The 25,346-nt window shown below is 34.7% G+C and carries 22 protein-coding genes; 14 read left to right on the top strand and 8 right to left on the bottom strand.

Going from position 1 to position 25,346, the window contains the following annotated elements; genetic code table 11:
• The first annotated feature begins 62 nt into the window (after positions 1-62).
• The 3 genes from glpX (at position 63) to RINTHH_RS09415 (ending at position 5,848) form a co-directional block, all read left to right on the top strand.
• Positions 63-1,100 carry a class II fructose-bisphosphatase gene (gene glpX / locus RINTHH_RS09405; protein WP_008235804.1) on the top strand — a complete coding sequence of 346 codons (1,038 nt, stop codon included), beginning with the start codon at positions 63-65 and terminating at the stop codon, positions 1,098-1,100.
• A gap of 243 nt (positions 1,101-1,343) precedes the next feature.
• Positions 1,344-2,624, top strand: coding sequence for a glutamyl-tRNA reductase (locus RINTHH_RS09410; protein WP_008235805.1), 1,281 nt, complete (start codon positions 1,344-1,346; stop codon positions 2,622-2,624).
• Positions 2,625-2,863: 239 nt separating this feature from the next.
• The gene (locus tag RINTHH_RS09415; protein ID WP_044304985.1) at positions 2,864-5,848 is read left to right on the top strand and encodes a UPF0182 family protein; all 2,985 of its coding nucleotides are present in this window, start codon (positions 2,864-2,866) and stop codon (positions 5,846-5,848) included.
• 262 nt (positions 5,849-6,110) lie between these two features.
• Here RINTHH_RS09415 and RINTHH_RS09420 read toward each other — a convergent pair whose 3' ends face one another.
• From RINTHH_RS09420 to ndhC, 3 genes are read right to left on the bottom strand one after another with little or no spacing between them, the layout of a single operon-like run.
• Positions 6,111-6,635, bottom strand: coding sequence for an NAD(P)H-quinone oxidoreductase subunit J (locus RINTHH_RS09420; protein WP_008235807.1), 525 nt, complete (start codon positions 6,633-6,635; stop codon positions 6,111-6,113).
• On the bottom strand, positions 6,628-7,374 hold the full coding sequence (gene ndhK / locus RINTHH_RS09425) for a photosynthetic/respiratory NAD(P)H-quinone oxidoreductase subunit K (protein ID WP_008235808.1): 747 nt from the start codon (positions 7,372-7,374) through the stop codon (positions 6,628-6,630). Before ndhK ends, RINTHH_RS09420 begins: the two co-directional genes overlap by 8 nt.
• Entirely contained in the window at positions 7,365-7,727 is a 363-nt protein-coding gene (gene ndhC / locus RINTHH_RS09430; protein ID WP_044304986.1) for a photosynthetic/respiratory NAD(P)H-quinone oxidoreductase subunit C, read from the bottom strand. The genes ndhK and ndhC overlap by 10 nt, the downstream gene beginning before the upstream one ends.
• Before the next feature lie 240 nt (positions 7,728-7,967).
• On the opposite strand from ndhC, the gene RINTHH_RS09435 reads away from it, so the two are divergent.
• The 6 genes from RINTHH_RS09435 (at position 7,968) to RINTHH_RS09450 (ending at position 10,440) form a co-directional block, all read left to right on the top strand.
• Entirely contained in the window at positions 7,968-8,303 is a 336-nt protein-coding gene (locus RINTHH_RS09435; RefSeq protein WP_008235811.1) for a rubredoxin, read from the top strand.
• Between the two features lie 305 nt (positions 8,304-8,608).
• Positions 8,609-9,628 (top strand): photosynthesis system II assembly factor Ycf48, encoded by a 1,020-nt coding sequence (locus RINTHH_RS09440; protein ID WP_044304987.1) that lies wholly within the window; start codon positions 8,609-8,611, stop codon positions 9,626-9,628.
• A 100-nt stretch (positions 9,629-9,728) separates the two neighbouring features.
• Positions 9,729-9,974, top strand: a complete 246-nt coding sequence (psbE, locus tag RINTHH_RS09445) for a cytochrome b559 subunit alpha (RefSeq protein WP_044304988.1) — start codon at positions 9,729-9,731, stop codon at positions 9,972-9,974.
• A 9-nt stretch (positions 9,975-9,983) separates the two neighbouring features.
• A complete protein-coding gene (gene psbF, locus RINTHH_RS10555; protein ID WP_008235814.1) occupies positions 9,984-10,121 on the top strand; it encodes a cytochrome b559 subunit beta in 138 nt (45 codons plus the stop codon).
• A 9-nt stretch (positions 10,122-10,130) separates the two neighbouring features.
• Entirely contained in the window at positions 10,131-10,250 is a 120-nt protein-coding gene (locus RINTHH_RS10560) for a photosystem II reaction center protein L (RefSeq protein ID WP_008235815.1), read from the top strand.
• A gap of 70 nt (positions 10,251-10,320) precedes the next feature.
• Positions 10,321-10,440: a photosystem II reaction center protein J gene (locus tag RINTHH_RS09450; protein ID WP_008235816.1), complete on the top strand. Its 120-nt coding sequence runs from the start codon at positions 10,321-10,323 to the stop codon at positions 10,438-10,440.
• Positions 10,441-10,606: 166 nt separating this feature from the next.
• Here RINTHH_RS09450 and RINTHH_RS09455 read toward each other — a convergent pair whose 3' ends face one another.
• On the bottom strand, positions 10,607-11,776 hold the full coding sequence (locus RINTHH_RS09455; RefSeq protein ID WP_044304989.1) for a pyridoxal-phosphate-dependent aminotransferase family protein: 1,170 nt from the start codon (positions 11,774-11,776) through the stop codon (positions 10,607-10,609).
• A gap of 1,369 nt (positions 11,777-13,145) precedes the next feature.
• On the opposite strand from RINTHH_RS09455, the gene RINTHH_RS09460 reads away from it, so the two are divergent.
• Both RINTHH_RS09460 and trhO read left to right on the top strand, forming a co-directional pair.
• The gene (locus RINTHH_RS09460) at positions 13,146-14,414 is read left to right on the top strand and encodes a hypothetical protein (protein ID WP_008235819.1); all 1,269 of its coding nucleotides are present in this window, start codon (positions 13,146-13,148) and stop codon (positions 14,412-14,414) included.
• Positions 14,415-16,243: 1,829 nt separating this feature from the next.
• A complete protein-coding gene (gene trhO / locus RINTHH_RS09465) occupies positions 16,244-16,987 on the top strand; it encodes an oxygen-dependent tRNA uridine(34) hydroxylase TrhO (RefSeq protein WP_155943967.1) in 744 nt (247 codons plus the stop codon).
• A 143-nt stretch (positions 16,988-17,130) separates the two neighbouring features.
• Here the strand turns inward: trhO and RINTHH_RS09470 are convergent, their stop codons facing one another.
• Complete coding sequence (locus RINTHH_RS09470; protein WP_008235822.1) at positions 17,131-17,796, bottom strand: class I SAM-dependent methyltransferase; 666 nt, start codon at positions 17,794-17,796, stop codon at positions 17,131-17,133.
• Positions 17,797-18,828: 1,032 nt separating this feature from the next.
• On the opposite strand from RINTHH_RS09470, the gene RINTHH_RS09475 reads away from it, so the two are divergent.
• Positions 18,829-19,452 carry a hypothetical protein gene (locus RINTHH_RS09475; RefSeq protein WP_008235826.1) on the top strand — a complete coding sequence of 208 codons (624 nt, stop codon included), beginning with the start codon at positions 18,829-18,831 and terminating at the stop codon, positions 19,450-19,452.
• A gap of 39 nt (positions 19,453-19,491) precedes the next feature.
• Here RINTHH_RS09475 and RINTHH_RS09480 read toward each other — a convergent pair whose 3' ends face one another.
• Positions 19,492-20,379: an alpha/beta fold hydrolase gene (locus RINTHH_RS09480; RefSeq protein WP_008235829.1), complete on the bottom strand. Its 888-nt coding sequence runs from the start codon at positions 20,377-20,379 to the stop codon at positions 19,492-19,494.
• A 136-nt stretch (positions 20,380-20,515) separates the two neighbouring features.
• On the opposite strand from RINTHH_RS09480, the gene RINTHH_RS09485 reads away from it, so the two are divergent.
• Both RINTHH_RS09485 and RINTHH_RS09490 read left to right on the top strand, forming a co-directional pair.
• The gene (locus RINTHH_RS09485; protein WP_008226043.1) at positions 20,516-20,827 is read left to right on the top strand and encodes a carbon dioxide-concentrating mechanism protein CcmK; all 312 of its coding nucleotides are present in this window, start codon (positions 20,516-20,518) and stop codon (positions 20,825-20,827) included.
• A 155-nt stretch (positions 20,828-20,982) separates the two neighbouring features.
• Positions 20,983-21,342, top strand: a complete 360-nt coding sequence (locus RINTHH_RS09490) for a carbon dioxide-concentrating mechanism protein CcmK (protein ID WP_008235831.1) — start codon at positions 20,983-20,985, stop codon at positions 21,340-21,342.
• A 930-nt stretch (positions 21,343-22,272) separates the two neighbouring features.
• Here the strand turns inward: RINTHH_RS09490 and RINTHH_RS11120 are convergent.
• Complete coding sequence (locus RINTHH_RS11120; RefSeq protein ID WP_196794907.1) at positions 22,273-22,458, bottom strand: hypothetical protein; 186 nt, start codon at positions 22,456-22,458, stop codon at positions 22,273-22,275.
• Positions 22,459-22,846: 388 nt separating this feature from the next.
• On the bottom strand, positions 22,847-25,270 hold the full coding sequence (locus tag RINTHH_RS09495; RefSeq protein ID WP_008235840.1) for an ATP-binding response regulator: 2,424 nt from the start codon (positions 25,268-25,270) through the stop codon (positions 22,847-22,849).
• Between the last annotated feature and the right edge of the window lie 76 nt (positions 25,271-25,346).

The raw sequence follows: 25,346 nt of genomic DNA on the forward strand, positions 1-25,346 counted from the left end.
TTGAAAACTGAAATGACTATCTAGACAAAGACGCAAGTTTAGGAATTTAGAAGGCAGACTAAGTGGAACATACAATTGGGTTAGAGATTATTGAAGTTGTTGAGCAAGCTGCTATTGCTTCTGCTCGTTGGATGGGCAAGGGCGAAAAGAACACAGCAGATGAAGTTGCTGTGGAAGCTATGCGAGAACGCATGAATAAAATTTACATGCGCGGTCGAATTGTTATTGGAGAAGGGGAGAGAGATGATGCTCCCATGCTCTATATAGGGGAAGAAGTCGGGATCTGTAGTAATCCAGGTGCACAAGGCCTTTGTAACTCGGATGAGTTAATTGAAATCGATATTGCTGTTGACCCTTGTGAAGGTACTAACTTAGTTGCATATGGTCAACCTGGTTCTATGGCAGTATTAGCAATTTCGGAAAAGGGTGGGTTGTTTGCAGCCCCTGATTTTTACATGAAAAAACTGGCAGCCCCTCCAGCAGCAAAAGGAAAGGTTGATATTGGAAATTCTACTACGGAAAATTTGAAGATTTTATCTGAATGTTTAGATCGTTCTATTGAAGAATTAGTGGTGGTAGTAATGAAACGTGATCGCCACGACGGTTTAATCAAGGAAATTCGCCAAGCTGGTGCAAGAGTGCAGCTAATTTCTGATGGTGATGTAGGTGCAGCTATATCTTGTGGTTTTGCTGGTACTAACATACATTGTCTTATGGGTATTGGAGCAGCCCCTGAAGGAGTAATTTCTGCAGCAGCTATGAGAGCTCTGGGTGGTCACTTCCAAGGCCAATTAATCTATGATCCAGAAGTTGTGAAAACCGGTTTAATTGGCGAGAGCAGACAGGCTAACATTGATCGCCTTAAATCCATGGGAATTAATAACCCTGATAAGATTTATAATGCAGAAGAACTAGCATCAGGAGAGACTGTATTATTTGCTGCTTGTGGTATTACTTCTGGCAATCTTATGCAGGGAGTACGTTTCTTCCATGGAGGAGCTAGAACTCAAAGCTTGGTGATTTCCAACCAGTCTAATACAGCTCGGTTTGTCGACACTATACATATGTTTGATCAGCCTGAGTATATCCAATTAAATTAATTAAGAGTAAAGGTTGAACATTCCTAGACCCACTATTCATTTGATGAAGCTGGCTAGAACAATTACTAGAACCTTATAAATGTGAAAAGATTGTAAGAGTCAAATTTTTTGCATTTTACTGTTACCTTATTGTATTAGTTCTTTACCAGGACAGACAATTTATTTTATAGGGGCAGACAAATATTTGCCCCAATATAATCAACAATCTAGAATCTAAAATCCGAAGTCTAAAATTATTTAAATATGTATATAGCAGTGGTGGGATTAAGCCATAAAACCGCCTCAGTTGAAATTCGGGAAAAGCTGAGTGTTCCAGAGCCTCAATTAAAAGATGCGATCACTCAACTCACTAGTTACTCCCAGATTCGAGAAGTAGCTATTCTTAGCACCTGTAATCGCTTAGAAATATATGTAGTAACAGAAACCACTGAAAAAGGGATTTGGGAAATAATCCAGTTTTTGGTGGAACATAGCCAATTAAGTTCACCTATTTTACGGCCTCACCTATCCATACTCTTACATAATGATGCTGTGATGCATTTGATGCGAGTAGCTGCCGGTTTGGATAGTTTGGTATTAGGAGAAGGGCAAATTTTAGCTCAAATCAAAACAACGCACAAACTGGGACAGCAATACAACGGCATCAAAACTATTTTGAATCGATTATTTAAACAAGCCATCACTGCGGGGAAGCGTGTGAGGACTGAGACTAGCATAGGTATGGGTGCAGTTTCCATAAGCTCTGCGGCGGTAGAACTAGCTCATATGAAAATGGCGAATCTTACTAGTTGTCAAATCACCATCCTGGGTGCAGGGAAAATGTCCCGACTATTAGTAAAACACCTTATCTCTAAGGGTATCAGTAATATATGTGTTCTAAATCGTTCCTTAAAGAGAGCAGAGGATTTAGCCAAACAATTCTCAGAACACTCGATTAGGATAGGTACGCTTGCGGAAATTTTATCAGTAATTACGGAAAGTGATGTTGTTTTTACAAGTACATCTTCAACAGAACCCATTCTTGAACGTAGCAACCTAGAACCTATAATTTGTAATAGTCGTGGCTTAATGTTGTTTGATATTTCTGTCCCTCGAAATGTCCACAGTAATGTAAATGAGTTGGATAACATTAAGGCATTTAATGTGGATGATTTGAAAGCAGTTGTAGCAGAGAACCAAGAAAGTCGTCGTCAGATGGTACAGGAGGCAGAAAGATTATTGGAAGAGGAGGTAAATGCTTTTGATATGTGGTGGCGGTCATTAGAAACCGTTTCCACCATAAGTTGTTTACGTCATAAAATTGAAACCATCCGTGAACAGGAGCTAGAAAAGGCTTTATCTCGTCTAGGTAGTGAATTTGGCGACAAGCAGCAAGAGGTAATTGAAGCTTTAACCAGAGGAATTGTAAACAAAATTTTACATGATCCCATGGTAGAGTTAAGGGCACAGAAAGACGTAAATACAAGACGTACCTGTATGCAGGCTTTGCAGGTATTGTTTAACTTAGATGTAGGAACCGTATAGTGTTGATTTTTGCATCATACAATATTATGGTTGTTAAGTTAAAGGGTGGAGGATGTAAGAGTTAGAGAATACAAATGCTGCAAACCGATGATACTCGTTTAAGCGGTGGCATGTTTCATTTGTATGTTTAGATACGGACAGGGTTTTAATGAATTGATATTTTTGTCTCCCTTAATCACACATCAACTCATAAAAACTTTTCCATCTCTTCCTACCCGCTACCTCATGCCTCTAAAAATATGAAAAGGCTGTGGAATCGAAATTTGCAGATATTAAAGGTCCTAGTGGGTTGCTGGTTATTATTTGATATTGCATCTCATTTGGCAGGGGAAGTTTTTTGGTTTTCCGAAGTTGGGTATTTAAAGGAATTTTCATGGCTTTTATTTACCCAGCTTGGACTATGGGTAACCATTTTTCTAACTTCTTTCGGTTTTTTATTTGGTAATATAGCCATAGCGAGTCGCTTTCAATATCCTCATCAGCTACAAGTGAGGAGAAGGTTACTACAAAGGCAGGAGGTTTCTTACTACTCGGGTGAGTTTTTTCATGGTACTATCCATCCCTATCCTCCTAGTACTAATACCGATATTAAATTACCTCTACTATTACCAACTATTATTACTTTGAGTTTATTATCAGCAGCAGTATTAGTTAATTCAAGCCAGCAAGTAATTAGTTTTTTGTACCCTGCATTGGGACTGGTTATCAATTCTTGGGAATTATTGCCAACATTAATTCAATCTTTAGGGAATTTATGGAAAGAACAGCCGGTGACTATCCCCATGGCTCAATGCGGGTTATTGGTGGGATTGACTGGTGCTGTTCTTGTTAATTATCAATTTTGGTTAAGAGCAATTGCTTTACTAACAAGTTTCCTGTTTGGATTCCAGATATCATTACGTTGGGATAAGATTTTAGAGTATTGCAACCGTGTTGACTTCCAACATTCTGAACCACTATTTGGCAAGGATATTAGCTTCTATGTTTTCTCCCTACCAATGTGGGAGATTCTTGAATCTTGGTTATTAGGTTTATTCCTGTTAGCCATTGCCACCGTAGCATTAGTTTATTTACGTTCAGCAAATAGTTTTAGTGAAGGAGTATTCCCTGGCTTTTCCGTACCCCAAAGAATTCACCTGAATGTCTTGGCTAGTTTACTAATGTTAACCATTAGTTTATTGTATTGGTTACTACGTTATGAACTTTTATATTCTACTAGGGGGGTAAATTATGGTGCCAGTTATACAGCTGTTAAAGTTCAATTACCTATTTATTCAGGATTAAGTATCCTTGCCTTATTAATCGCAGTTTATCTTGTACTGCGTATAGTATCATTGTTAATGATTACGAGAGTAGAGTTTAAACCTATTCCCATCCCCCGACAATTAGTTTATGTACTTCTCTTATATGGACTAGTAGCAACAATATCAGGAGAGTTTTTACCAACTTTAGTCCACAGTGTTATAGTTCAACCGAACGAATTACTAAGAGAGCGTCCCTACATTCGGCGTACTATCTCTTTAACAAGAGAAGCGTTTAATCTTCATAACATTGAAGCAAAAACCTTTCAACCCCAAGGCAATCTGACAGCTGCAGACTTACAGAAAAATAATTTAACTATTCGCAATATTCGCCTTTGGGATACTCATCCCCTTATAGAAACCAACCGCCAACTACAACAAATCCGTCCTTACTATAAATTCCCTGGTGCTGACATTGACCGTTACACTTTAAAAACTTCTCTCAATAATTCCCAAGCAGAAAAACAGCAAACCATAATTGCTGCCAGGGAATTAGATTACGGAGATGTTCCTGATCAAGCACAGACTTGGATTAACAAGCATTTAATCTACACCCATGGTTACGGTTTTACCCTAAGTCCAGTTAATACAGTAGCTCCTGGAGGATTGCCAGATTATTATGTTAAGGATATTGGCTCTGACATTAATGAGAAACCAGGCTCTTTGCAGATATCTAATCCTGCAATTCAAGCTAGTATTCCAATTGGCCAACCACGTATATATTACGGTGAAATTACAAATACTTACGTAATGACAGGGACTAAAACCCAGGAGTTAGATTATCCAAGTGGGGCAGAAAATGTTTATAACATTTATGATGGGAGAGGTGGCATTGAAATTGGTAATTTTTGGCGGCGGGTTTTATTTGCTGAATATCTCAAGGATTGGCAAATGCTTCTTACCCACAACTTTACCCCCCATACCAAACTTCTATTTCGTCGTAATATTTGGGAAAGAGTAAAAGCAATTGCTCCCTTCTTAAGATATGATTCAGACCCTTACCTTGTCACAGCCGAGGGGGACGGAATCAATTCTAAGGGAGAAGCAAACTATTTATACTGGATTTTAGACGCTTATACAACTAGTGATCACTACCCCTACTCGGATCCGGGTGAAAATCCTTTTAACTACATTCGTAACTCAGTTAAGGTAGTTATTGATGCATACAGTGGTGCAGTAAAATTTTATGTGGCAGACGATACAGATCCAATTATCAAAACTTGGGAAAAAATATTTCCCCACCTTTTTCGCCCCTTAGATAGTCTGCCAATTAGTTTGCGTACTCATATCCGTTATCCAGTAGATTTATTTAGCATTCAGTCGGAAAGATTACTCACTTATCATATGACAGATCCTCAAGTATTTTATAACCGAGAAGATCTGTGGAAAATACCAACAGAAATTTATGGAGATAAAAACCGACCGGTAGAACCATACTACCTAATTATGAAATTACCAACCTCTGAGTCAGAAGAGTTTGTCTTATTGCTTCCGTTTACCCCTGTTCATAGGGTAAACCTAATTGCTTGGTTAGCAGCACGTTCAGATGGTAATGAATACGGCAAATTGTTACTTTACGAGTTTCCTAAACAACAATTGGTATATGGAATTCAGCAAATAGAGGCTTTAATTAACCAGGACCCAGAAATTTCCCAAAGGATTAGTTTATGGAATCGGGAAGGTTCTCGAGTAATTCAAGGAAATTTGTTGGTTATTCCTATTGAGCAATCCCTACTTTATGTAGAACCAATATATTTAGAAGCAGAATATAACAGTTTACCTACCCTAGTTAGAGTTATTGTAGCCTATGATAATCGTGTTGTTATGGCAGATTCTTTAGATAAAGCCTTGACAGCAATTTTTCGCCATGAAAAAACTTCAAACCCTGTCGTGGTAAGTACAGTTCAGAGTAATAGTCCTTAGTTAACTTGATATATTTAAAAGTTATTTCTGCAAATTAATCTTGTTTAAGATAATGCTGTTACAAACCAATAAACTAAGTTCTGTACTAGTGGCTCATAGTGATTATATGTCTGAATTTACCAAATATAAGTCTTAAGTAAATAACTCATCAAACATATCCAGTAAAATTTTCAAAAAAGAAAAAAATCCCCAGTTCCTATTATAAGAACTGAGGATTTTTTGGTTGTTGAAAACAATGGATATTGACTAATTAGCAAAACTTTTAATAAGCATCCTGTAACTCATAAAAGTCTGGAGAAATATAATCCTTACGTAAGGGCCATCCTATCCAATCTTCGGGCATCAAAATCCGCTTCAGATTTGGATGTTTTTCATAAATAATCCCATACATGTCATATGCCTCACGTTCTTGCCAATCAGCACCTTTCCAGATCCAATAAACTGAAGGTATTAAAGGCTTATCTCTTGGCAAGAATACTTTTACACGGACTTCGTCTGGTTTATCTACATAATCAGCAACTTTAATTAAATGATACATACTAACCAAATCCTTACCTGAGCCAAGGTCGACCCCAGCCTGACACTGGAGATAGTTAAAACCATACGCATAAAGTGCAGTGGCAACAGGCAGTAAAAAACTCACATCGACCTTAATAACTTCAACTCCATTCCCATCAACCTCTAAGGGCTCATGGGAAAACCCATTTTCTGTTAACCAATTAGAAATCTTACCAGCTTGCAATCTTGACTCTTGTGGTGTTTGCAGGGATTTAGGATCTTCAGCCACGGTGAATTATCTCCTCTTTCTGCGATTGGGAGGTCAACAAAGCTGGTGGTACAGACATACCAGTACCTTCAGTTAATTCTTTAGGTGGATTATAACGAGTATCTGACTGTAAATAATTACCAGTTAAGATAGGCTCTACGACCTTCATATTATGGGTAGTACTATAGTAACGGTGGGTTTGCTTATATATACCTCGTTCTTGAATTGAATCATTACTAATTTTCTTACGCAGTTTGATAATTGCATCAATAATTGCTTCAGGACGAGGTGGACACCCAGGTAAATAAACATCTACAGGGATCAATTTATCAACTCCACGGACTGCTGTGGGCGAGTCCATGCTGAACATGCCCCCTGTAATTGTACAAGCACCCATAGCAATTACATACTTTGGTTCTGGCATTTGCTCATAAAGGCGTACCAGTTGGGGAGCCATTTTCATGGTAATTGTGCCTGCAGTAATAAGCAAGTCTGCCTGTCGGGGGCTAGAACGGGGGACTAAACCAAAACGGTCAAAATCAAATCGGGAGCCAATTAAAGCAGCAAATTCGATAAAACAGCAGGCAGTACCGAACAACAGGGGCCAAAGACTAGAAAGTCTTGCCCAATTGTACAGGTCGTCAACAGTAGTAAGGATAATATTTTCCGATAATTCCTGGGTAACGGTGGGAGTACAAACTGGATTAATAATTGTTTCTTGATCCAATTTTTTACCATTTAAATTTTCACCTAAGACCATTCCAAAGCTCCTTTTCTCCATGCATAGACAAGAGCAATTACAAGAATTGCAATAAAAATAAGTGCTTCAATAAATGCCAACAAGCCCAGGCTATGAAAGGCTACTGCCCAGGGATACAAAAATACTGTTTCCACATCAAATACGACAAAAACAAGAGCAAACATGTAATAACGAATATTGAACTGGATCCATGCTCCACCAATTGGTTCCATGCCAGATTCGTAGGTGGTGGACTTTTCAGGATATCGTTCACTTGGACGTAAAAGCTTTGATGCTGAAAGAGCTAAGGCTGGTACCAAGCTGCATACGAGTAAAAAGCCTAGAAGGTATTCATAACCGCTGAGAACAAACACAATAAATATCTACCGCCTGAAGTTGTAAAGAACTCTATTGCCTACTCTATATATAAATATATAAGACTCTATTGCTTACTCTATATATAAGATTATTATAGTTGCAGGCTGTAAGATTACGAAAAACAAATACCAAAATATATTAGATTTATGACTACTCCATATAGAAAAAACTAACAGATATGTCATAATTTGTAACGTATATTTAATTTTCTGAAAGTGACAACTGTAGCCAAAGCCATGAGCGAACCAGCTGTTGATACCAAGGAATTAGACCGTTATGAATGTCGTGCCTGTGGCTATATTTATGAACCAGAGAAGGGAGATGATAGGCGTAATGTTGAACCCGGAACGCTATTTTCCAAATTACCTATAAATTGGCGCTGTCCAGTTTGTGGTGCTAATAAAAAGGCTTTTGCTAATGTGGGACCTATAGGTCAAGTATCGGGATTTACTGAAAATATTGGCTACGGCTTTGGTGTGAATAAGTTGACACCCAATCAAAAGAACGTATTGATTTTTGGAGCTTTAGCTCTTGGTTTCTTATTCTTTATAAGCCTTTACGGCTTGCAGTAGCGAAATATAGTTAATAGTTAGAAAATCTTCCAATTCATGATTATGGCATCTTATAGCAGGGTTTCCCTTTCCTTAAAAAATTCATATGGGTTTATATAATCAATTTATATAAGTCAAATTGTTCTTTCTTAACCAGAATAATTTCTTTCCCCTCTTACCCACGTGTAAATTATGTAGTAGGAAATTATGGAAAAAATCTTGTTGTTTTCTCGCTTGAATATAATGTTTATACAACTTTCTTAATCTATTACCAAAAAACAAAGCATTGTATACGTAAAACTGACAAAATACTAAACAAGTTAAAAATGCATTCACTTTTGAAAAAATGCCAGGGATTAGTTTCCTTATTTATTATTTTACTAATGTGTATGGGTTGTAGTAGGGTAGTTTCCACCTCCTATAATCCCTGGGAGATTATTAACCTTCCAACAGAAGCAAAGTTAATAGATATTGCTTTTGTAGATATGTCCCATGGTTATTTGGTTGGTAGTCAAACCACATTATTGGAAACTAAAGATGGTGGTAGGAACTGGCATCCAATTAAATTGGACTTAGATAAACCCAATTACCGCTTTAATTCCATTAGTTTTAATGGAGAAGAAGGATGGATTGTAGGAGAGCCTTCATTAAACCTTCATACGACTGATGCAGGGGCTTCCTGGTTGCAAATTCCTTTGAGTGAACAACTACCTGGTAACCCTATATCTATAGTAGCACTGGATGCTAATACAGCAGAAATAGCTACTGATATTGGTGCTATTTATAAAACTACTGATGGTGGTAAAAATTGGAAAGCTCAAGTAACACAAGCGGTGGGCGTAGTAAGAAACCTAGAACGTTCTGATAATGGGCAGTATGTGGCAGTTTCGGCCAAAGGAAACTTTTATTCCGTTTGGCAACCAGGTAATGAGGCTTGGGAATCCCATAACCGTAACAGTTCCCGACGGATAGAAAATATGGGTTTTACCAAAAATGGTCATATGTGGATGCTAGCCAGAGGTGGACAAATACAATTTACCAAACCTGATAATAGCAACGAGTGGTTGGATACAGAATACCCAGAATTTGCCACAAGTTGGGGCTTATTGGACTTGGCTTATCGTACACCAGAGGAAATTTGGGTGAGTGGCGGTAGTGGTAATTTACTCCGTAGTAGTGATGGTGGTAAAACTTGGGAAAAAGATAGAGATGTGGAGAATGTTCCGGCAAACCTCTACAAAATAGTCTTTTTATCTTCAGAAGAGGGATTTGTAATTAGTGATCATGGCATCTTACTGAGGTACAATCCTACTGTTGCTAGGATTAATCCCGAGGCTACAACATAGAAGCAAAATTTTTTTTGGAAAGAAGTTATGACCTGTAACTCTTTCTTAACTTTGTAGGATAATAAACACTAATCAACAATTATTGATAATAGGAATCTAAATGTCAGGTACCACTGGAGAACGTCCATTTTCCGATATTATTACAAGTGTTCGTTACTGGGTAATTCACAGCGTTACAATTCCTGCCTTGTTTATAGCTGGTTGGTTATTCATTAGTACTGGTTTGGCATACGATATATTTGGTACGCCTCGTCCTGATGAATACTTCACCCAAATAAGGCAAGAGATTCCCATTGTGAGTGATCGTGCGGAATCTAAGCAACAAGTAGAACAATTTATTAAATAGCTAAAATTTATGACTAGCAGCAATAATATAAACCAACCTGTACAGTATCCCATTTTTACTGTGAGATGGATAGCGGTGCATACCTTGGGTGTTCCCACCGTGTTCTTTTTAGGCGCAATCGCTGCTATGCAGTTTATTCAGAGATAGGAGAAAATAATGGATAGGAATGCTAATCCTAATAGTCAGCCAGTAGAGTTAAATAGGACTTCACTATATCTGGGTTTATTACTTGTTTTTGTTTTGGGGATTCTATTCTCCAGCTACTTTTTCAATTAGTTTCTACTGACTAGCATTAATATTTCAGGTTTTTAATCTGTTGCTTTTTATATTTTGGGAGGAAAAGTAAGTGTCTGGAGGCGGGAGAATTCCCCTGTGGATCGTAGCTACGGTTGCAGGTTTAGGTGTTATAACTGTTGTAGGTATTTTCTTTTATGGGGCTTATGCTGGTGTTGGTTCAGCAATGTAATTTAGATAAATACAATATATCCGAAGTCTGAATATAATTCCTCATTTGCCTGACAAACCAGCTGTAATAAATATCGTCTATCTTTAGAGAGGTAGGTGATATTTATTACATCTGAATGCTTTATATATATTAAATACTAAAGTCCTTATTAATAATAAAGTCCTTATTAATAATCTTTTTCTTTAAGCTTAGTAGATACATTAGAAATGGCGTCACCAGGACTAAATTTATCCCAACCCAATTCAGATAAAACTACTTCTAAAGCCGCAATGCAAGTGATAATATCACGGTCACAGATAAATCCCAAATGACCGATACGTAAAATTTGACTTTTAAGATGGTCTTGACCCCCTGCCAATATAATATTAAAATGCCCACTCATTAATGTTCTTATTTCCTCCACACTTAACTTTGAAGGAGCAGAAGGAGCAAAAGCAGTAACTGATGGGCTAGCCCATTTATCTTCAGCAAACAGGGTTAGATTTAAAGCCTTGAGCCCGGCACGGATGGCACCCATAAGTCTCTGGTGACGGGCAAAAATAGATGATAAGCCCTCCTTTCTCATCATCCGTAAGCTTGCTTGTAATGCCATTATTAAATTAATAGGGGGAGTAAAAGGAGTTGTATTTTGATTAGCAAATTGGCGGTATTTATTTAAATCTAAATAATATTTTGGTAGATTTGCTATTTCATAAGCCTTCCAAGCTTTTGAACTGACAGAAACAAATCCTAATCCAGGAGGTACCATATAACCTTTTTGGGATGCAGAAACTACTACATCTAATCCCCAGGCGTCAACAGGTATATTCACTACTCCCAAACTTGTAACTGCATCAACAATAATTAGAGCTTTTCCATGAGCTTTAACACTATAGTTAATACTTCCCAGATCATTGATTACACCAGTAGAAGTCTCATTGTGAGTAATAATAACAGCTTGAATTTGCCTGTCTATATCTGCCTGCAATTTTTGGGAGAATATTTCTGTATCTAAAGGCTTCCCCCATGGTGCAGTAATAGTTTCTACATTGAGTCCAAATATCTTACCAACTTCTGCCCACCTGTTGCCGAATTTACCATTGCACCCAACTAAAATCCGATCACCAGAACTGAGAAAATTAATCATTGCAGCTTCCATAGCTGCAGTGCCGCTACCTGTTACCATCAAAACATCATTCTCAGTTTGATGTAACCATTTAAGATTTTGTGTTACCTCCATCATTATTTCACTAAATTCACTGCTACGATGCCCTATGGGGTGTTTGGCTGAGGTAAGTAAAGCTTCTTCTGGAACTGATGTAGGACCAGGTATCATGAGCATTTGCTTCTCTTTCATAACTTAGATAAAATAAAGGTAACAATAGGGAAATTAGTGTCCATTTTAATACTTAATCCGTACAAATTCTTTATAAAAAAATAGTGAGTTTACTTATAACATAAAAATAAATAGGAACTTAGAGACTAAATCAATATAAGATAAAAAACATTAATCATGTAAAATTAGTAGATTGTGGTTTTTAGTTTTAGTTAACTTTCTAAGTGAAAATAAAATACTTGATTGCTAGGATATGGGATAATAATTAGTCTAGTTTACAAGGAATAATCAAATATATTTAATAGAAATATTATTTATAGGAGTGGAAGATCCTACGAGGATATAGTAATTGCTACCTCTAAAAATCGAGAGTGAGATATTAACTTTTTAGTAATAGAAAAACTTCAGTACATATTTCGGTATATACAAATAATAGTAGATGTTTATTATATAAAAAAAGAGAAACCCTGTTATGAATAGTAGGTATAATAAAACTTTATAGGATAACTTTTATATCTATAACTTAAGATAATAGATATATCATTCAATTAAAAAACACACTTAATAGTATTTAATAATCGATTAAGCTAAACCAGTATGATATTTACGAATACATATGTGAGTATCTCATTTACTGGAAATTAAACAATATAGAAAAATTTTTTCCTTTGAAAATAGTAGTTTTATCTTGTGATATTATATATTTGACTATGATAATAATACACATAATATTTGGTTGTTTAAGTGTAATCCTGATAGAAATTTCATGGCTACACTTTTCCAAGTAAGTATTGGAATCTAAACTTAAAATAAGAATATTTTACTTGTTGATGCATTGATATTGATAAGGTTATAGGAAAATCTAGAAAGCTTATTAGCTTTTTACAAATAAAAGCATAAAAGATTCATCCTAAAATATTTGTAATTTTCAGCTCATCTATAAGTAACACCAGATAAGAGCTGAGCGAATATTAGATATAAGCATTGTAAATTTTAAGTTTAGTGATCGTGATAAAGAAAAATTAGTAATGGTTATTTTTCAAAGAAGTAGTCTTTTAAGATACTAATAACTTGTTGATAGCTATATGGGGTTATTACAATAAAGCAGATGACATAATTAGACATTTGGACAAGTTACTAAGATAGTTTCTAACTCTGGTATATAGGATTGCTTTTTAACCTCTAAAGTTTAGACTTTAATCCCTCTCTTCTAGATAAATAGAAGAAATTATGCATAATTAAATAAATTTCTTATGAGTAAATTTATGTAATTATGCATATTCCCACCCCAAGCTACTGTTAATATGCTGGGAAGTGGCTATTAATTAATATTAAAAATCCAGTGATGAGAAACATACTGAATAATTACATAACTTCCAGAAGAAAGAAAATGCTAAATATTATACTTCTAACTGTCATGTTGTCTATAAATAGTGAACTATTATTTACTACAAGTTCCTCTGCTGCCATTCATAATACTACTAAAACTCTATCCACAAAAGCTAATCAGATATTACCCTCAGTAGTGGCTCAATCTGTATTGAGGGATATATCTCGCAGAATGCTTATTCCTCAAGATAAAATAAGGATTATTGCTTATAGTCAGCAATATTGGCGTAATAGTTGTCTAGAGATTTATCGACCCAATGAATTTTGCACCCAGGCTTTTGTTGATGGTTGGCAAGTAATTGCTACTTATAATAATAAAAAATGGAGATATCATACCAATAAAAATGGGAGTGTTTTGCGTTTATCAACAACTGATATATTTAGTAATAAAGAAATCATAAATTTACCTACCAGCATTAGAGAATCTTTACTCAGGTCAGCTGCTCAATATTTAAATTTGAAGACTTCCGAACTTCTAATTGTGCAGATCAGCCAAGAAAATTGGAAAGATAGTTGTTTAGGATTAGAAGACTTTAATCAGGTTTGTACTACTGCTTTAGTCTCAGGATGGAAAGTAGTTGTTATGGGGATGGGACAATCTTTGATTTATCACATCGACCAAACTGGTTCAGTTATTAAATTAAATAAATCTGCTAGTGGAATTAATATTACAAACTCATTTAATTCAATAAGTAATGCTGTAATTACAGATGCTCAACAAAGACTAGGTATTGATAAATACCAATTACGCATTACTCAAATTCAGCGAATAACTACTGATGGTTGTTTAGATTTACCAAAGTTAGGGGAGTTTTGCACCCAAATTACTCTCAAATCATGGCAAGTAAGAGTTAAGGGTAATAAACAACTTTTGGTATATCATGTACATCCTGATCAAAAACAGGTAAGGTTAAATATTTCAGCTAGTAGGATGACACTGCCTATATTTATAAGTAATAGAGTATTACACCAAGCTAGTCAGATATCTGGTTTACCAAAACAATCATTGAAAATTGTTAAATGCCAACCTAAACAATGGGAATTTAATGATGTGGATAAAATCGAAAAACCATTGAAAGTATCAGGTTGGGAAGTTATTGTTAATACATATAAAGAGCGCTTAGTATTCTTGATTGATCATCACGGTAAGTTAATTCAGCAAGTCAATAGTTTGAATGCTATTTCTAATAGTACACTACCTTCAAGGATTTTAGAAAAGGTTTTAGTAAAAGCTTCCCAAGATACTAGGTTAACAGTAAATAAACTATAAGTAGTTCAAATAAAACGCAAAAAATTTTGCATGGAAACAAAACTAGAAAATACAAATTGTAAAACTGAAATGGTTGCAGTTTGGCAAGTAATTATAAGTAATGGAAAGAATAAATTGATTTATACAGAATAGGGGAAATAATCAAAATCTGGTTAGAATCCCAATTATTCCCCAGTCGTTAAGCATCTTGATTAAAACCAACGAGTATTAAATCTTTGGGGATAATCCTTTTAATCTGAAAGCACTAGTAAAGCACTAATAGAGTGTGCCATAACCTTATTAAAAACTTAAAACTTTGACTGCCATATATTTACTTGTTACCTTTTACTTATGTGCAGTGACTCTATTCTCAAATATGAAATGCGCTATACAGCTGGTGTGAAAACAAAACTTGTTTCCTTATTGATGCTGCTATAAATATATGAATACAAACTTTCTAGAAAATATAAGAGAAACAAGTAAATAATTGTGTGATAGATGACAAAATACCGTCAGTAGTAAAGCCCAATCATTTTTATTATCTACAGTTTGTATACGAAGTACTACTATTTTGGACCAATGGGATATTTCGGTTGATATTTGATTGTAGAGTATGGGCAAAGCACAAAAAACTGTAGTATTTAAACCAAATAAACCCTTGGTATAAGATTTTACATATGTCCACGCGCTATTCTACCCCTATAAAAAAAGAGGGTGCAACACACCCCCAACACACACACAAAAATTAGATCCGCAATCAGAATATCAATATTCTGATTTGCTTTACCATCGAGTAAATACGGTATTTTTTCCATAGAAGTATATTAAAATGAGTATTTTTAACCAAGTTGTCGTGAGTTTCAGTCATTATATTGTAACTTTTAAGGTTTTCAGTTTCTATATCTACTAGCTATTTATAACTTATTCGGGAGTCAAAAGAATACATTAAATCCTCTGTGGGATTGGTAGTAAACTTTATATAATTAATTTTTCTTACTGCTAAACTGTTATTTGCAGTTGGTAATTAAAATTTCACTACCACACTTTATAAATATTCTTATACTGATTTAAAGTTTTCTATTATATCAATAACTAGTGACCTATTCGAAACTTTGGGTTAATAACAAATTCAACGTATATATGTTTATAAAAGAGCTCATCGGAATTTCAATCACACTTGAATTCTTAAGAAGATTTTACTATTGATAAATAAAAGTTGTTTACAGTTAACAAATAATAATTCAAAAACTATTCTAGTCGCCTCATTATGATTTATATAATATAAAGATACAAATAATCTCTGAATATTTTGGACAATAAATCATCTTCATCAACCAATTGCATATACCTATATTCTATAAACCAAATAAGCAAAAATTAACCTATATTATATTCTATTTTATCAAAAGTATAGAATTATTAGGTTTTCCCAGTTCTGAGACTAATTGGATCATTAAATAATAAAAGTTAATTGCCTATTATATAAAATTTGTTATTTTGAAATCACAATCCACTTGGATGCTTTTTAATTCATTTTCTTTTAAGAAACTAATATTTATTACTTATCTACCTTCATTATTGATTAATAGTAGGATTCTTTTTTTATAAAAAAATGATTATTTTAAGGATTAATTGAAAAATAGCATTCATAATTAAATATATAGTCTTTCTAGCTATTTTTTCTATGTTTGTGAAAATACTAAAATTTCCCAAGTTTATATCTAAGTATTAAATCTCACACATATACATGTATATGTGTGAGATTTAATATATTTGCATGAACTTCCATAATTATTACTCTTACAATTCAAGTAAGCTATATGGGGAGATATCAAAAAATCTATAAGCTTATGAAAAACAAAGTTGCTACATTTTATAAATTTGTCAGATTGAATAATATTGTTGACCAGCAACCAGTTTTACTATCCTATTGTCAAACCCAGGGAATTAAAGGAACTATTCTTTTAGCACCAGAAGGAATTAATGGCACAATTGCCGGTACGCCTGAAGCAATCACCTCTGTTTTGTCTTATCTTCGTAGCGATCCACTATTGGTAGACCTAGAACATAAAGAATCTTATGTGGACATAATACCATTTATTCGGATAAAAGTACGTTTAAAAAGGGAAATAGTCACTATTGGCCTACCAGAAGTAGATCCTAATAAAGAGGTAGGAACCTATGTAAATCCCCAGGATTGGAATAACATTCTTCAAAACCCAGAAGTTACAGTAATTGACACACGTAATAACTATGAAGTTGGTATTGGCTCCTTTAAAAGAGCTATAAACCCTCACATAAATTCTTTTCGTGAATTTCCAGAATATGTTGGGCAAAATTTAGATCCCAAAGATCATAAAAAGGTAGCTTTGTTTTGTACTGGTGGCATTCGTTGTGAAAAAGCTACATCCTTTATGTTAAGTAAAGGGTTCCCACAGGTGTATCATCTTAGGGGAGGTATACTCAGATACCTAGGGGAAATACCATCTATAGAAAGTTTATGGTCAGGAGAATGTTTTGTTTTTGATAAACGGGTGGCTGTAAGTTATGGGTTAAAACCATATCATAATGAAATGCGTACGTCTCAATTGTGAAGTGAAAGCTTTTTAACCTCAACGCCTTGATAGTGATGCCCCTTAAGAAAAACCTATTTAAATTAAAAGAAAGCATTCATTTTAGTGAGTAAAGTCAAGAAAAAACCAAGATGAATTTTAATGATTTTCCAACTGCAATAAAGCTATTTGAGTTTCATCGCTAGAGTTAAACCATCTGCAATTGGTACTAGGCTCAAATTAATTCTCTTGTCTTTATATAATTTTTGATTTAAGGTCCGTATTCTCTCAGTTCTGTTGTCCTTAATTTCTGGATCGGCCACTTGGCCGTGCCATAAAACATTGTCAATAGCAATTAATCCCCCAGGGCGAACTAATTGCAGTACTTGTTCGTAATAAATATCATAATTGCTTTTATCAGCATCAATGAACGCAAAATCAAAACTATTAACTTCTCCTTCAACTATCAGTTTCTCTAGGGTTTTAATTGCAGGGGCAACATGTAAATCTATTTTATGACTTGCACCGGCTTTCTGCCAATAATTACGGGCAATGTTGGTATATTCTTCGCTGATATCACAGGCAACCACTTTGCCATCTTCTGGTAAAGCTAATGCTACCACCAAAGTGCTATAACCAGTAAATACACCTATATCAAGTGTTTTTCTTGCTGCTATTAACTGTACTAAAAAAGCTATTAATTGTCCTTGCTCTGGTGAAATTTGCATCCTCCTCATAGGGTGCATAGCAGTTTCTTCGCGCAGTTTGATTAGACTTGCTGATTCCCTTAATGATACCGAAAGTAAGTATTCATAAAGCTGTGGTGATAATCCGAGGGTTTTATTTGTCATAATAAATTTTGAATTTCAACTTGATTATATGTTGCTAGGTAGGCAGTAGGGAAGAACAAAATTATGGTAAGTCTAGACAGGAATGACGCTGCTAGATACCAAGTGATGAAAATAACTAAGGGTAATTATTATCAAAAATAGCCTTAGTTATTTTCATCACTTGGTATGTAATTCAAGATGTGTTTTAAGTTAATGAAAGATGTGGCTCCCAGAATACAAACTAAAACAGCATGGTAAGAATCAATTGGATATTATAATAGTGTCAAATTACTTTGTAAAATCAAAGATATACTGATAAGCATTTATTAATAGTAAAATTTCGGATTGATAAAATACTTCTTAAATTAGATATTCTAAGTAATAATTAGCGATCAAGATTTCCATTATATTAAAAATATTGTAGCAAGTATAAATGATAATAGTTTTATTGAAATATTTGTGTGTTTACTCAAATAAAAGTCAGTGTAATAATATTTGCCCTTTCAAGATGAATTTAATTTATCATTCATTTACCTCAGTAAAAATAAATGATTATTGGGGAATAATAGCATTATTCCTGAAACTATAACAATGAAGCTAATCAATTCAAAACCATAATTTTTCAGTCTTCAAACTTAATAGAAATGAGCTAAATTGAAACCACAGTCCTAATTATTTGCTATCTTCTGGACTAGAAGCCTTTGCCCACACTAGAATAATTTATATCCAGAAAGAAACCTAATAAAATTTAGGCTCTCCGATTATTTACTTATTTTATTTCTTCCTCTTGCCCCAATTGCACATAACATTGTATTTTCGATAAAGATAAAATCACAAGTGGTTGGTTAAATATTAAGTGGCAGATATTCTAGATGGTATCAGTTGAAAAAATGGGGTCAGTAAAACTACTATATGTAGCTATGGATTTAACTGCAAAAATTTGCTTAATCAAATAGTTAGTCATTCCCAAAAAAGGTCTTTCTAATTTGATTTTAAGAGGAAGCATAAGCTCAAAAGTTTATACCAAAAAAAACAGATAAATTTAGGATCAAAATGGAAAATAAAACTATAAATACTATTCTTTCTGAAGAAAACTCTTCATCTATACCTTTGGATACTACTGCTAAAGTTAACCCTACAAAATTACCAAGTCCCAGTCAAAAAATCCCTTCATCCCAAACTATGACTCCTACAAAAGCTGACTTAGAAGTTACTGTCAAGGAACTGAAACATGATTTACAGAAGGTAAATACCACTGAAATGGAACTAAGAGATCAATCAATTCAATTACAATCCAAATTACCAGAAAAGGAATCACTAGTTAAAAACCTTAACCAAGAATTAAGTAAACAAAGAGCATTAACAGAAAAACTAAAGCAAGAAATTATAGACCAACAAGTATTAGTCAAAAAACTCAATCAAGAGCTAAGCAAACAAACAAACTTAGTAGAAAAACTTAATCAGGAAATAACTATTACTAAAAAAGATGCTTTGCAATTGGCAGAAACTAATACAAGGCTTACTGATGAAATTGAGATAATAAAGCAAAAAAATAGTGAAAAACAAACAAGTATTCTTTATAGGCCAACTAAATACCCTAAAAGAACGCATCGCCCCATTATATCCAAACAAGAAGAAGGTGCAAAGACTTCATCACAAATGTGGTTACTTGATTAATAATTTTGCTTTTATTTATGAGTGCTGACACTATATAAACTAGAAACTTAATATTCTGCTTGCAGTAATTTGTGGTTGTTCTAGATGAGGAACATGTCCACAGTTCTTCATCCAGAGTAACTGACTTATGGGAACTGCTGATTGCAATTTAGGTGCGTCTTTTATACCCAAAATTTTATCATTATCCCCCCATAATATTAGAGTAGGTTGGCTTATTTTACCTAGTTGTTTGGGTTTAAATGCTTTATAACCGCCACTTTTTGTAAAATTAATTAAAGCTTGACTCCAGCCGGGCATATCCAAATGCAACGTTGAACATAATAGTGCATCTTCAGAAGCAAAACTTTTATCATAATATGCAGTTCTACTAATATTTTGACGGACTTTGGGGTTTCTTAATAACTGAGCGGCCCAATTATCAAGGGGTGAAAACATAAATTTACCTAGAGGAAAACTTCCAGTTAACCCTGCACTATCAACCAATACCAATTTTTTCACCACATCTGGATAAGTTAAGGCAAAATCGATTGCGGTTGCACCCCCCATTGAAGCACCAACTAATATCATTGGCTGATTAATCAAATTCTGCCAAAAATAGTACAAATGAGTTTTAATCGCGACAGCTGACAATTTCATTCCTAAAACTCTTTGTGTAAAACCAAAACCCAATAAATCAACTGCCCAAACTTCCTGATTTTTTGCAAGTAAAGGCAATAGATGACGGAACTCTAATACTGAACTATCAAAGCCATGAAGTAAAAGTATTGGTATTTTGCCGCTTCCCTGATGTATATAAGTTGTTGCAATATCTTGTTGACTTGAATATGAGTGCATGGGAATCACTGTTCGTTGTAAATCTTGCAACAGAGAAATAGTGGCAGGGTCTTTGATGTTAGCAGCCGTTTGCGGCAGAAAAGGAGGAAACATTTAAGATTTGATCTTGTACCAGGTGAAAGATATCTTAATTATCACGTTCAATAGGTCACAAAGACACGTAAAATAGTTTCAGTTGTTTTTATTTACATTACTAGAATTATTTACCTAACCTCTGGAGATTAGAATCATGCCCATAGCAGTTGGAGTGATTGAGACTTTGGGTTTCCCAGCAGTACTAGCTGCGGCAGATGCCATGGTCAAGTCTGCTGAAGTAGCTATTGTTCACCATGATAAGGCCGAAAGTGGTCGTTTTGTGGTTGCTATACGTGGGCAAGTTTCAGAAGTAAAATGTTCCATTGCTGCTGGAATTAAAGCTGGAGAAGAAACATATGGTGGTGAGGTGATTACTCATTATATAGTTCCTAACCCCCCCGATAATGTAGAATTTGTACTACCAATTCATTTCACAGAGAAAACGGAAAATTTCCGCATTTTTTAATGTGATTTCTTTATAGGACTGCCTAAAAGCAGGTTGTGTTTCCATAAATATCAACCTGTATAGCTTTCAGGGAAAAATACCCCAAACATGCTCGGATATCCGTGCAGTTAATTGTTATTTGTGCCATACTTGTTTATTAATAGAGGTGATAGCCAATGCCACTACAGGCAGTTGGATCAATTGAAACCAAGGGATTTCCTGCTGTATTAGCTGCAGCGGATGCAATGGTAAAGGCTGGTCGAGTTACCCTGGTTGGCTATATTCGGGTTGGTAGTGCCCGCTTTACAGTTAACATCCGAGGGGATGTATCAGAAGTTAAAATTGCTGTAGCTGCAGGGATTGATGCTATAGAGAAAGTCCATGGTGGAACTTTAGAATCATGGGTTATCATTCCCCGCCCTCATGAAAATGTTGAATGTGTTCTACCTATTGGTTATACAGACCAAGTTGAAAAATATCGACAAGCAGTGGAAAGTCCTCCAGTTACTAACAATAGCCGACTACCTCGTAATTAAAGATATACGTTGTAGTACACAATTATTATAATTTCATCGATAAGTGTTTTTTCTGTCAGGATACTTTAGGGCCACAAGCTTTTGATATCCTGGTAATTAAATATTAAAAAAAATCTCAAAGATTTAATTAAGATCAAAACACTGTGAAGGCATTATCATCTTAAAAATCCGATATGTATATCTAAACCTTAGGTAGTCAAACTTGAATGAATTTAAGTAGTTTTTTATTTATGGATTTTAATTAGAATTTAAAGATTTAAAGATTTAAAGAAAAGTTTGCAAATGCAGAGCCAACTATTTTATTATGCCAATAAATTATGGCAATAACCGCTTGATATAATCAAGTAAGTCGAAGACAAGCTTCATAAAAGCCTCCGAGTTACAGCTTCAACTATGAGCGACTTATTTATCATTAAGTCTGAATATTTCTTTATTTAAAATCTAAATAGATATTTTAGATAAATTTATATCAGAATTTGAATCTTTTAATTTCTATAAATTATCATCTGGGTAATAATCAGAATTAGATGTCTTGTATCTAAACCCTTTATTTATGAAAGTTTAATATTCTCATGTAAATGTATTTTTTTAATTACTCCATCTCTTACACACCACAAATGATCCTTGGCTGATATTACTACTTTTTTATTTTTAAGGTTTGATAAATATGGTTTATAGATTATCCTATAGGTATTATCTGAATCTGTAGTTCATACTTTTTGGATGGAAGGTAAATCAACGGCTATTTTTATCAATATTTCCAATATCAACAGTATCTCGGTTTCAATTTTATCTTCAGTTAAATAAATCAATAGTAAATTAACACTTTGATGCTGTAATTGTTGTATCATCTATACCAAGTAACTTTCTAATATGGCTTTTAGCCCTACCTGTTATAAGTATTAAATTAGCACCTATGGCCGTTATGAACTATTGATCAATGGATGCTAAATTTCCTTCTGGAAGAGGATGGGAGGATTGATTAGCAACATTATGACTTTCTTGGTGCTGATATTTTATTGTAGATATATCAGTTAGTGATGTAATATCAACTGCCATGATGCTGATATCATCTGCCAGCTGCAACTTGCAAAACAGATAATAGAATTTCAGCATTTTTAATGCTAACAGATGTACTTTTATTTCTCAGAATCAGGCATGGGAAAATTGAAAACTCAGGAAATTCAACTGCTGCTTTGATAGTTTCCAGATCACAAATTACTAGGGGAATCTTTTTCAAGCGTCGATGTTGGCTGAGTTCTTGCAGATAAGCTTGGGGATTAGTAATTTCTCTATCAATTAAAATAAGATCAAATTTCCAAACTCTAGCTAAAATTTCTGCTTTATCAAAATCATTAACTTCGATGACTCGGTGCTCTTGTAAGTTAGGATAGGGATTAAAAATATTTTCTTGTGAGTGGGCTAATCTTAAAATTATTAGGGGTATCTGAGTTAGGGTAGTTTCCTTAACTTCTGGTGTTTTCTCTTCTGGTGGATCACATAGTTATTCTAATAGCTGGGCAAGCAATTGTTTCTGCACTGGTAGACTTACAAAGCCATTAGCGAAGTTAGTAAGTGCTTGTTCCTTTTCAGCTGCTGTAGCTGTAATTATTACAGGTATTTGTCCAATATTGCGGTCAGATTTTATTAATGTCAATACATCCCAACCAGATAGTAAGGGCAAAAGTGGGTTGAGAAAAATGACTTGGGGTTGTAAGCGCCTAGCTTTTTCTAGCGCTTCTGTTCCTGAACGGGCAATAATAACTCTGTAATTTAGAGCATTTAATTTTCCTGTTATATCTTCAATGTACTGAGCAACAGCTTCTACGACTAATACTAATTTGTGGTTTTTATTTTTATGAGGAAAACCGCTAATTGACATCATAGTAACTTCTGGTACTCCCATATACTGGTGATAATTAAGAGTAGTGGGAGCCGAATCAATTAAATGGTTTTTGAGAGGGTGACGATTGTCCCAAAAAGAATTGTCTAAAGAATTCTTGATATTAGCAGAAGCCACGCCATTATTTAGATCCCCTTCATTTAGACAAGAGCTATTCTTTAATTGGGTTTTATTTTGGCTATCTGCTTCTCCGAATTCTTTTTTAGAAGGGCAAGAAGGGAGAAGCAATGTAAATTTACTGCCCTTACCTTCTATGGATAGAAAACTAACATCTCCACCATGAAGTCTTGCTAAGGTCCTAGTGAGTACTAGCCCCAAGCCTGTACCTTCAAATTGTCGAATTAGAGGGTTTTCTAACTGTTGAAACTTCTGGAAAATTAAATGCTGTTGGTGTTCGGGTATACCTATACCAGTATCCCATACAGTAAAAGCAATCCATTCCTCCCAATAATTAACTGTTAAACCAATTTCTCCACAGGCCTCCGTAAATTTTAAGGCGTTGGATATCAAATGTACTAACATTTGCTGCAGCCTTAACTCATCTGCAATAATTTCTTGTAAATCTGTTTCAATAGTAAGGGTAAATTTGTGTTCTTGATAATTAGCTTTTAAAACAGACAAATTTCTGCTTTTGTTGTTTTGGTTGTGTAATGCATTAGCTTCATTATAAGCACGATCACAAACCTTTGGAATATTCACCGGTACTAATGTCAATTCCATTTGTCCGGTTTCCATACGGGTCAAATCTAAAATATCATTAACTATACCCATCAAATGCTGCCCGCTTTGATGAATTAAACTAGTGTAACGTGCTTGACGATCATTAAGTTTCCCTAATTGTTGATCTGCCAGTAATCGAGATAGTCCTAACACCGCAGTTAAGGGTGTTTTTAGCTCATGGCTGATACAAGCCAGGAACTCATCTTTGAGGCGGTTCAGCTGAATCAAATCGACATTTTTTGTTGCTAGTTCCTGACAAAGTTGCTTTTGTTCAGTAATATCAGTTGCTAAAACTAAGCAGAGGTAATTATCTGGATTGGGCGATTTATTATTTAACTGCTCTCCTGTATAAATTATATCCAAAGGAATCTTGGCAAATTGCCAAATTCGTTCTTGGTTATCTGCCATTGAAATAACACAGATACAAGTCCCCAACTGATAATCCCAAAAACAATGGTGGGTGGAATTGGCAGTGATTAATTCCTCAGGTAAGGATTTTCCGATAGGAGTATTATTCGTAACAGGTTTATATTTGGGAACAGCATTAGTTGTTCCTTTATAACTGAGGTTTTCCAGCATTGCTTTTTCACTTATTGGAAAATGCTGTTCTTCTCTATTAGATAAATACTCTGATTGTGTAAGTATCGCTGTTATCTGTTGCCTAATAATTTCTGGATTTTTGATATTGCCTAATTTTTGCCCCCAAGCTCGGTTTTGCGTTATGATCTCTCCAGTGCAGGTTTGTAGCATTAGTGGCCATGGTAGCCTCTCTAATAGTTGTATTAAAGCTTTGTCTTCCAGATTAATTGGTGTTTTTGTCTGCCTTGTTTCTATCTCATCCCAAGTGATCTGTTGTTCTAGAACAAACTGTAGTAATCTAACAGTATCTAATAATCCTAAGAACCTACCATCGTCATCTATCAATGCCCAATCCAGGTAGTTATGTTCAACTTTATTGGCAGTTTGTATTAAAGTGCTTAACTGCTTGAGATTACAGTCAGATGACAATGTGATTATAGGCTCAATTAGGTCTTCTCCTAAGGTTGAAATTGGTTGCTGCAAGTCCAATATTTCTCCCTTACAAATCTTCACTTCTGACTCTAAATGGCTTTTGTCAGCTATATTGATTAACCTTGGTATCAGCCTGACAGCATAAATGACACCAACAGGCGCTCTTTGAGCATTACAAATAACAACACAGTTGCACTTATATTGTTGAAATAGATTCAATACAATTGCTATTACGTTTGTTTCTAGGCATCCTGGTACGCTTGTAATAAAGTCACAAAGCGATTGATTTAGCATTGACATAAACCTTGAGGGTTTTATCCCTACAAATATGAGTAGTGGGAATGACAAATCAAAAAAATTCCAATAACAG

The organism is Richelia intracellularis HH01, assembly GCF_000350105.1.
Lineage (GTDB): Bacteria > Cyanobacteriota > Cyanobacteriia > Cyanobacteriales > Nostocaceae > Richelia > Richelia intracellularis.

Excerpts from the sequence above, each read along its gene's own strand:
- RINTHH_RS09410 (WP_008235805.1), top strand. The coding sequence starts at position 1,344 with ATGTATATAGCAGTGGTGGGATTAAGCCATAAAACCGCCTCAGTTGAA.
- RINTHH_RS09415 (WP_044304985.1), top strand. The coding sequence starts at position 2,864 with ATGAAAAGGCTGTGGAATCGAAATTTGCAGATATTAAAGGTCCTAGTG.
- ndhK (WP_008235808.1), bottom strand. The coding sequence starts at position 7,374 with ATGGTCTTAGGTGAAAATTTAAATGGTAAAAAATTGGATCAAGAAACA.
- RINTHH_RS09435 (WP_008235811.1), top strand. The coding sequence starts at position 7,968 with ATGAGCGAACCAGCTGTTGATACCAAGGAATTAGACCGTTATGAATGT.
- RINTHH_RS09440 (WP_044304987.1), top strand. The coding sequence starts at position 8,609 with ATGCATTCACTTTTGAAAAAATGCCAGGGATTAGTTTCCTTATTTATT.
- psbE (WP_044304988.1), top strand. The coding sequence starts at position 9,729 with ATGTCAGGTACCACTGGAGAACGTCCATTTTCCGATATTATTACAAGT.
- psbF (WP_008235814.1), top strand. The coding sequence starts at position 9,984 with ATGACTAGCAGCAATAATATAAACCAACCTGTACAGTATCCCATTTTT.
- RINTHH_RS10560 (WP_008235815.1), top strand. The coding sequence starts at position 10,131 with ATGGATAGGAATGCTAATCCTAATAGTCAGCCAGTAGAGTTAAATAGG.
- RINTHH_RS09455 (WP_044304989.1), bottom strand. The coding sequence starts at position 11,776 with ATGAAAGAGAAGCAAATGCTCATGATACCTGGTCCTACATCAGTTCCA.
- RINTHH_RS09460 (WP_008235819.1), top strand. The coding sequence starts at position 13,146 with ATGCTAAATATTATACTTCTAACTGTCATGTTGTCTATAAATAGTGAA.
- trhO (WP_155943967.1), top strand. The coding sequence starts at position 16,244 with ATGAAAAACAAAGTTGCTACATTTTATAAATTTGTCAGATTGAATAAT.
- RINTHH_RS09470 (WP_008235822.1), bottom strand. The coding sequence starts at position 17,796 with ATGACAAATAAAACCCTCGGATTATCACCACAGCTTTATGAATACTTA.
- RINTHH_RS09475 (WP_008235826.1), top strand. The coding sequence starts at position 18,829 with ATGGAAAATAAAACTATAAATACTATTCTTTCTGAAGAAAACTCTTCA.
- RINTHH_RS09480 (WP_008235829.1), bottom strand. The coding sequence starts at position 20,379 with ATGTTTCCTCCTTTTCTGCCGCAAACGGCTGCTAACATCAAAGACCCT.
- RINTHH_RS09485 (WP_008226043.1), top strand. The coding sequence starts at position 20,516 with ATGCCCATAGCAGTTGGAGTGATTGAGACTTTGGGTTTCCCAGCAGTA.
- RINTHH_RS09490 (WP_008235831.1), top strand. The coding sequence starts at position 20,983 with ATGCCACTACAGGCAGTTGGATCAATTGAAACCAAGGGATTTCCTGCT.
- RINTHH_RS11120 (WP_196794907.1), bottom strand. The coding sequence starts at position 22,458 with ATGCTGAAATTCTATTATCTGTTTTGCAAGTTGCAGCTGGCAGATGAT.
- RINTHH_RS09495 (WP_008235840.1), bottom strand. The coding sequence starts at position 25,270 with ATGCTAAATCAATCGCTTTGTGACTTTATTACAAGCGTACCAGGATGC.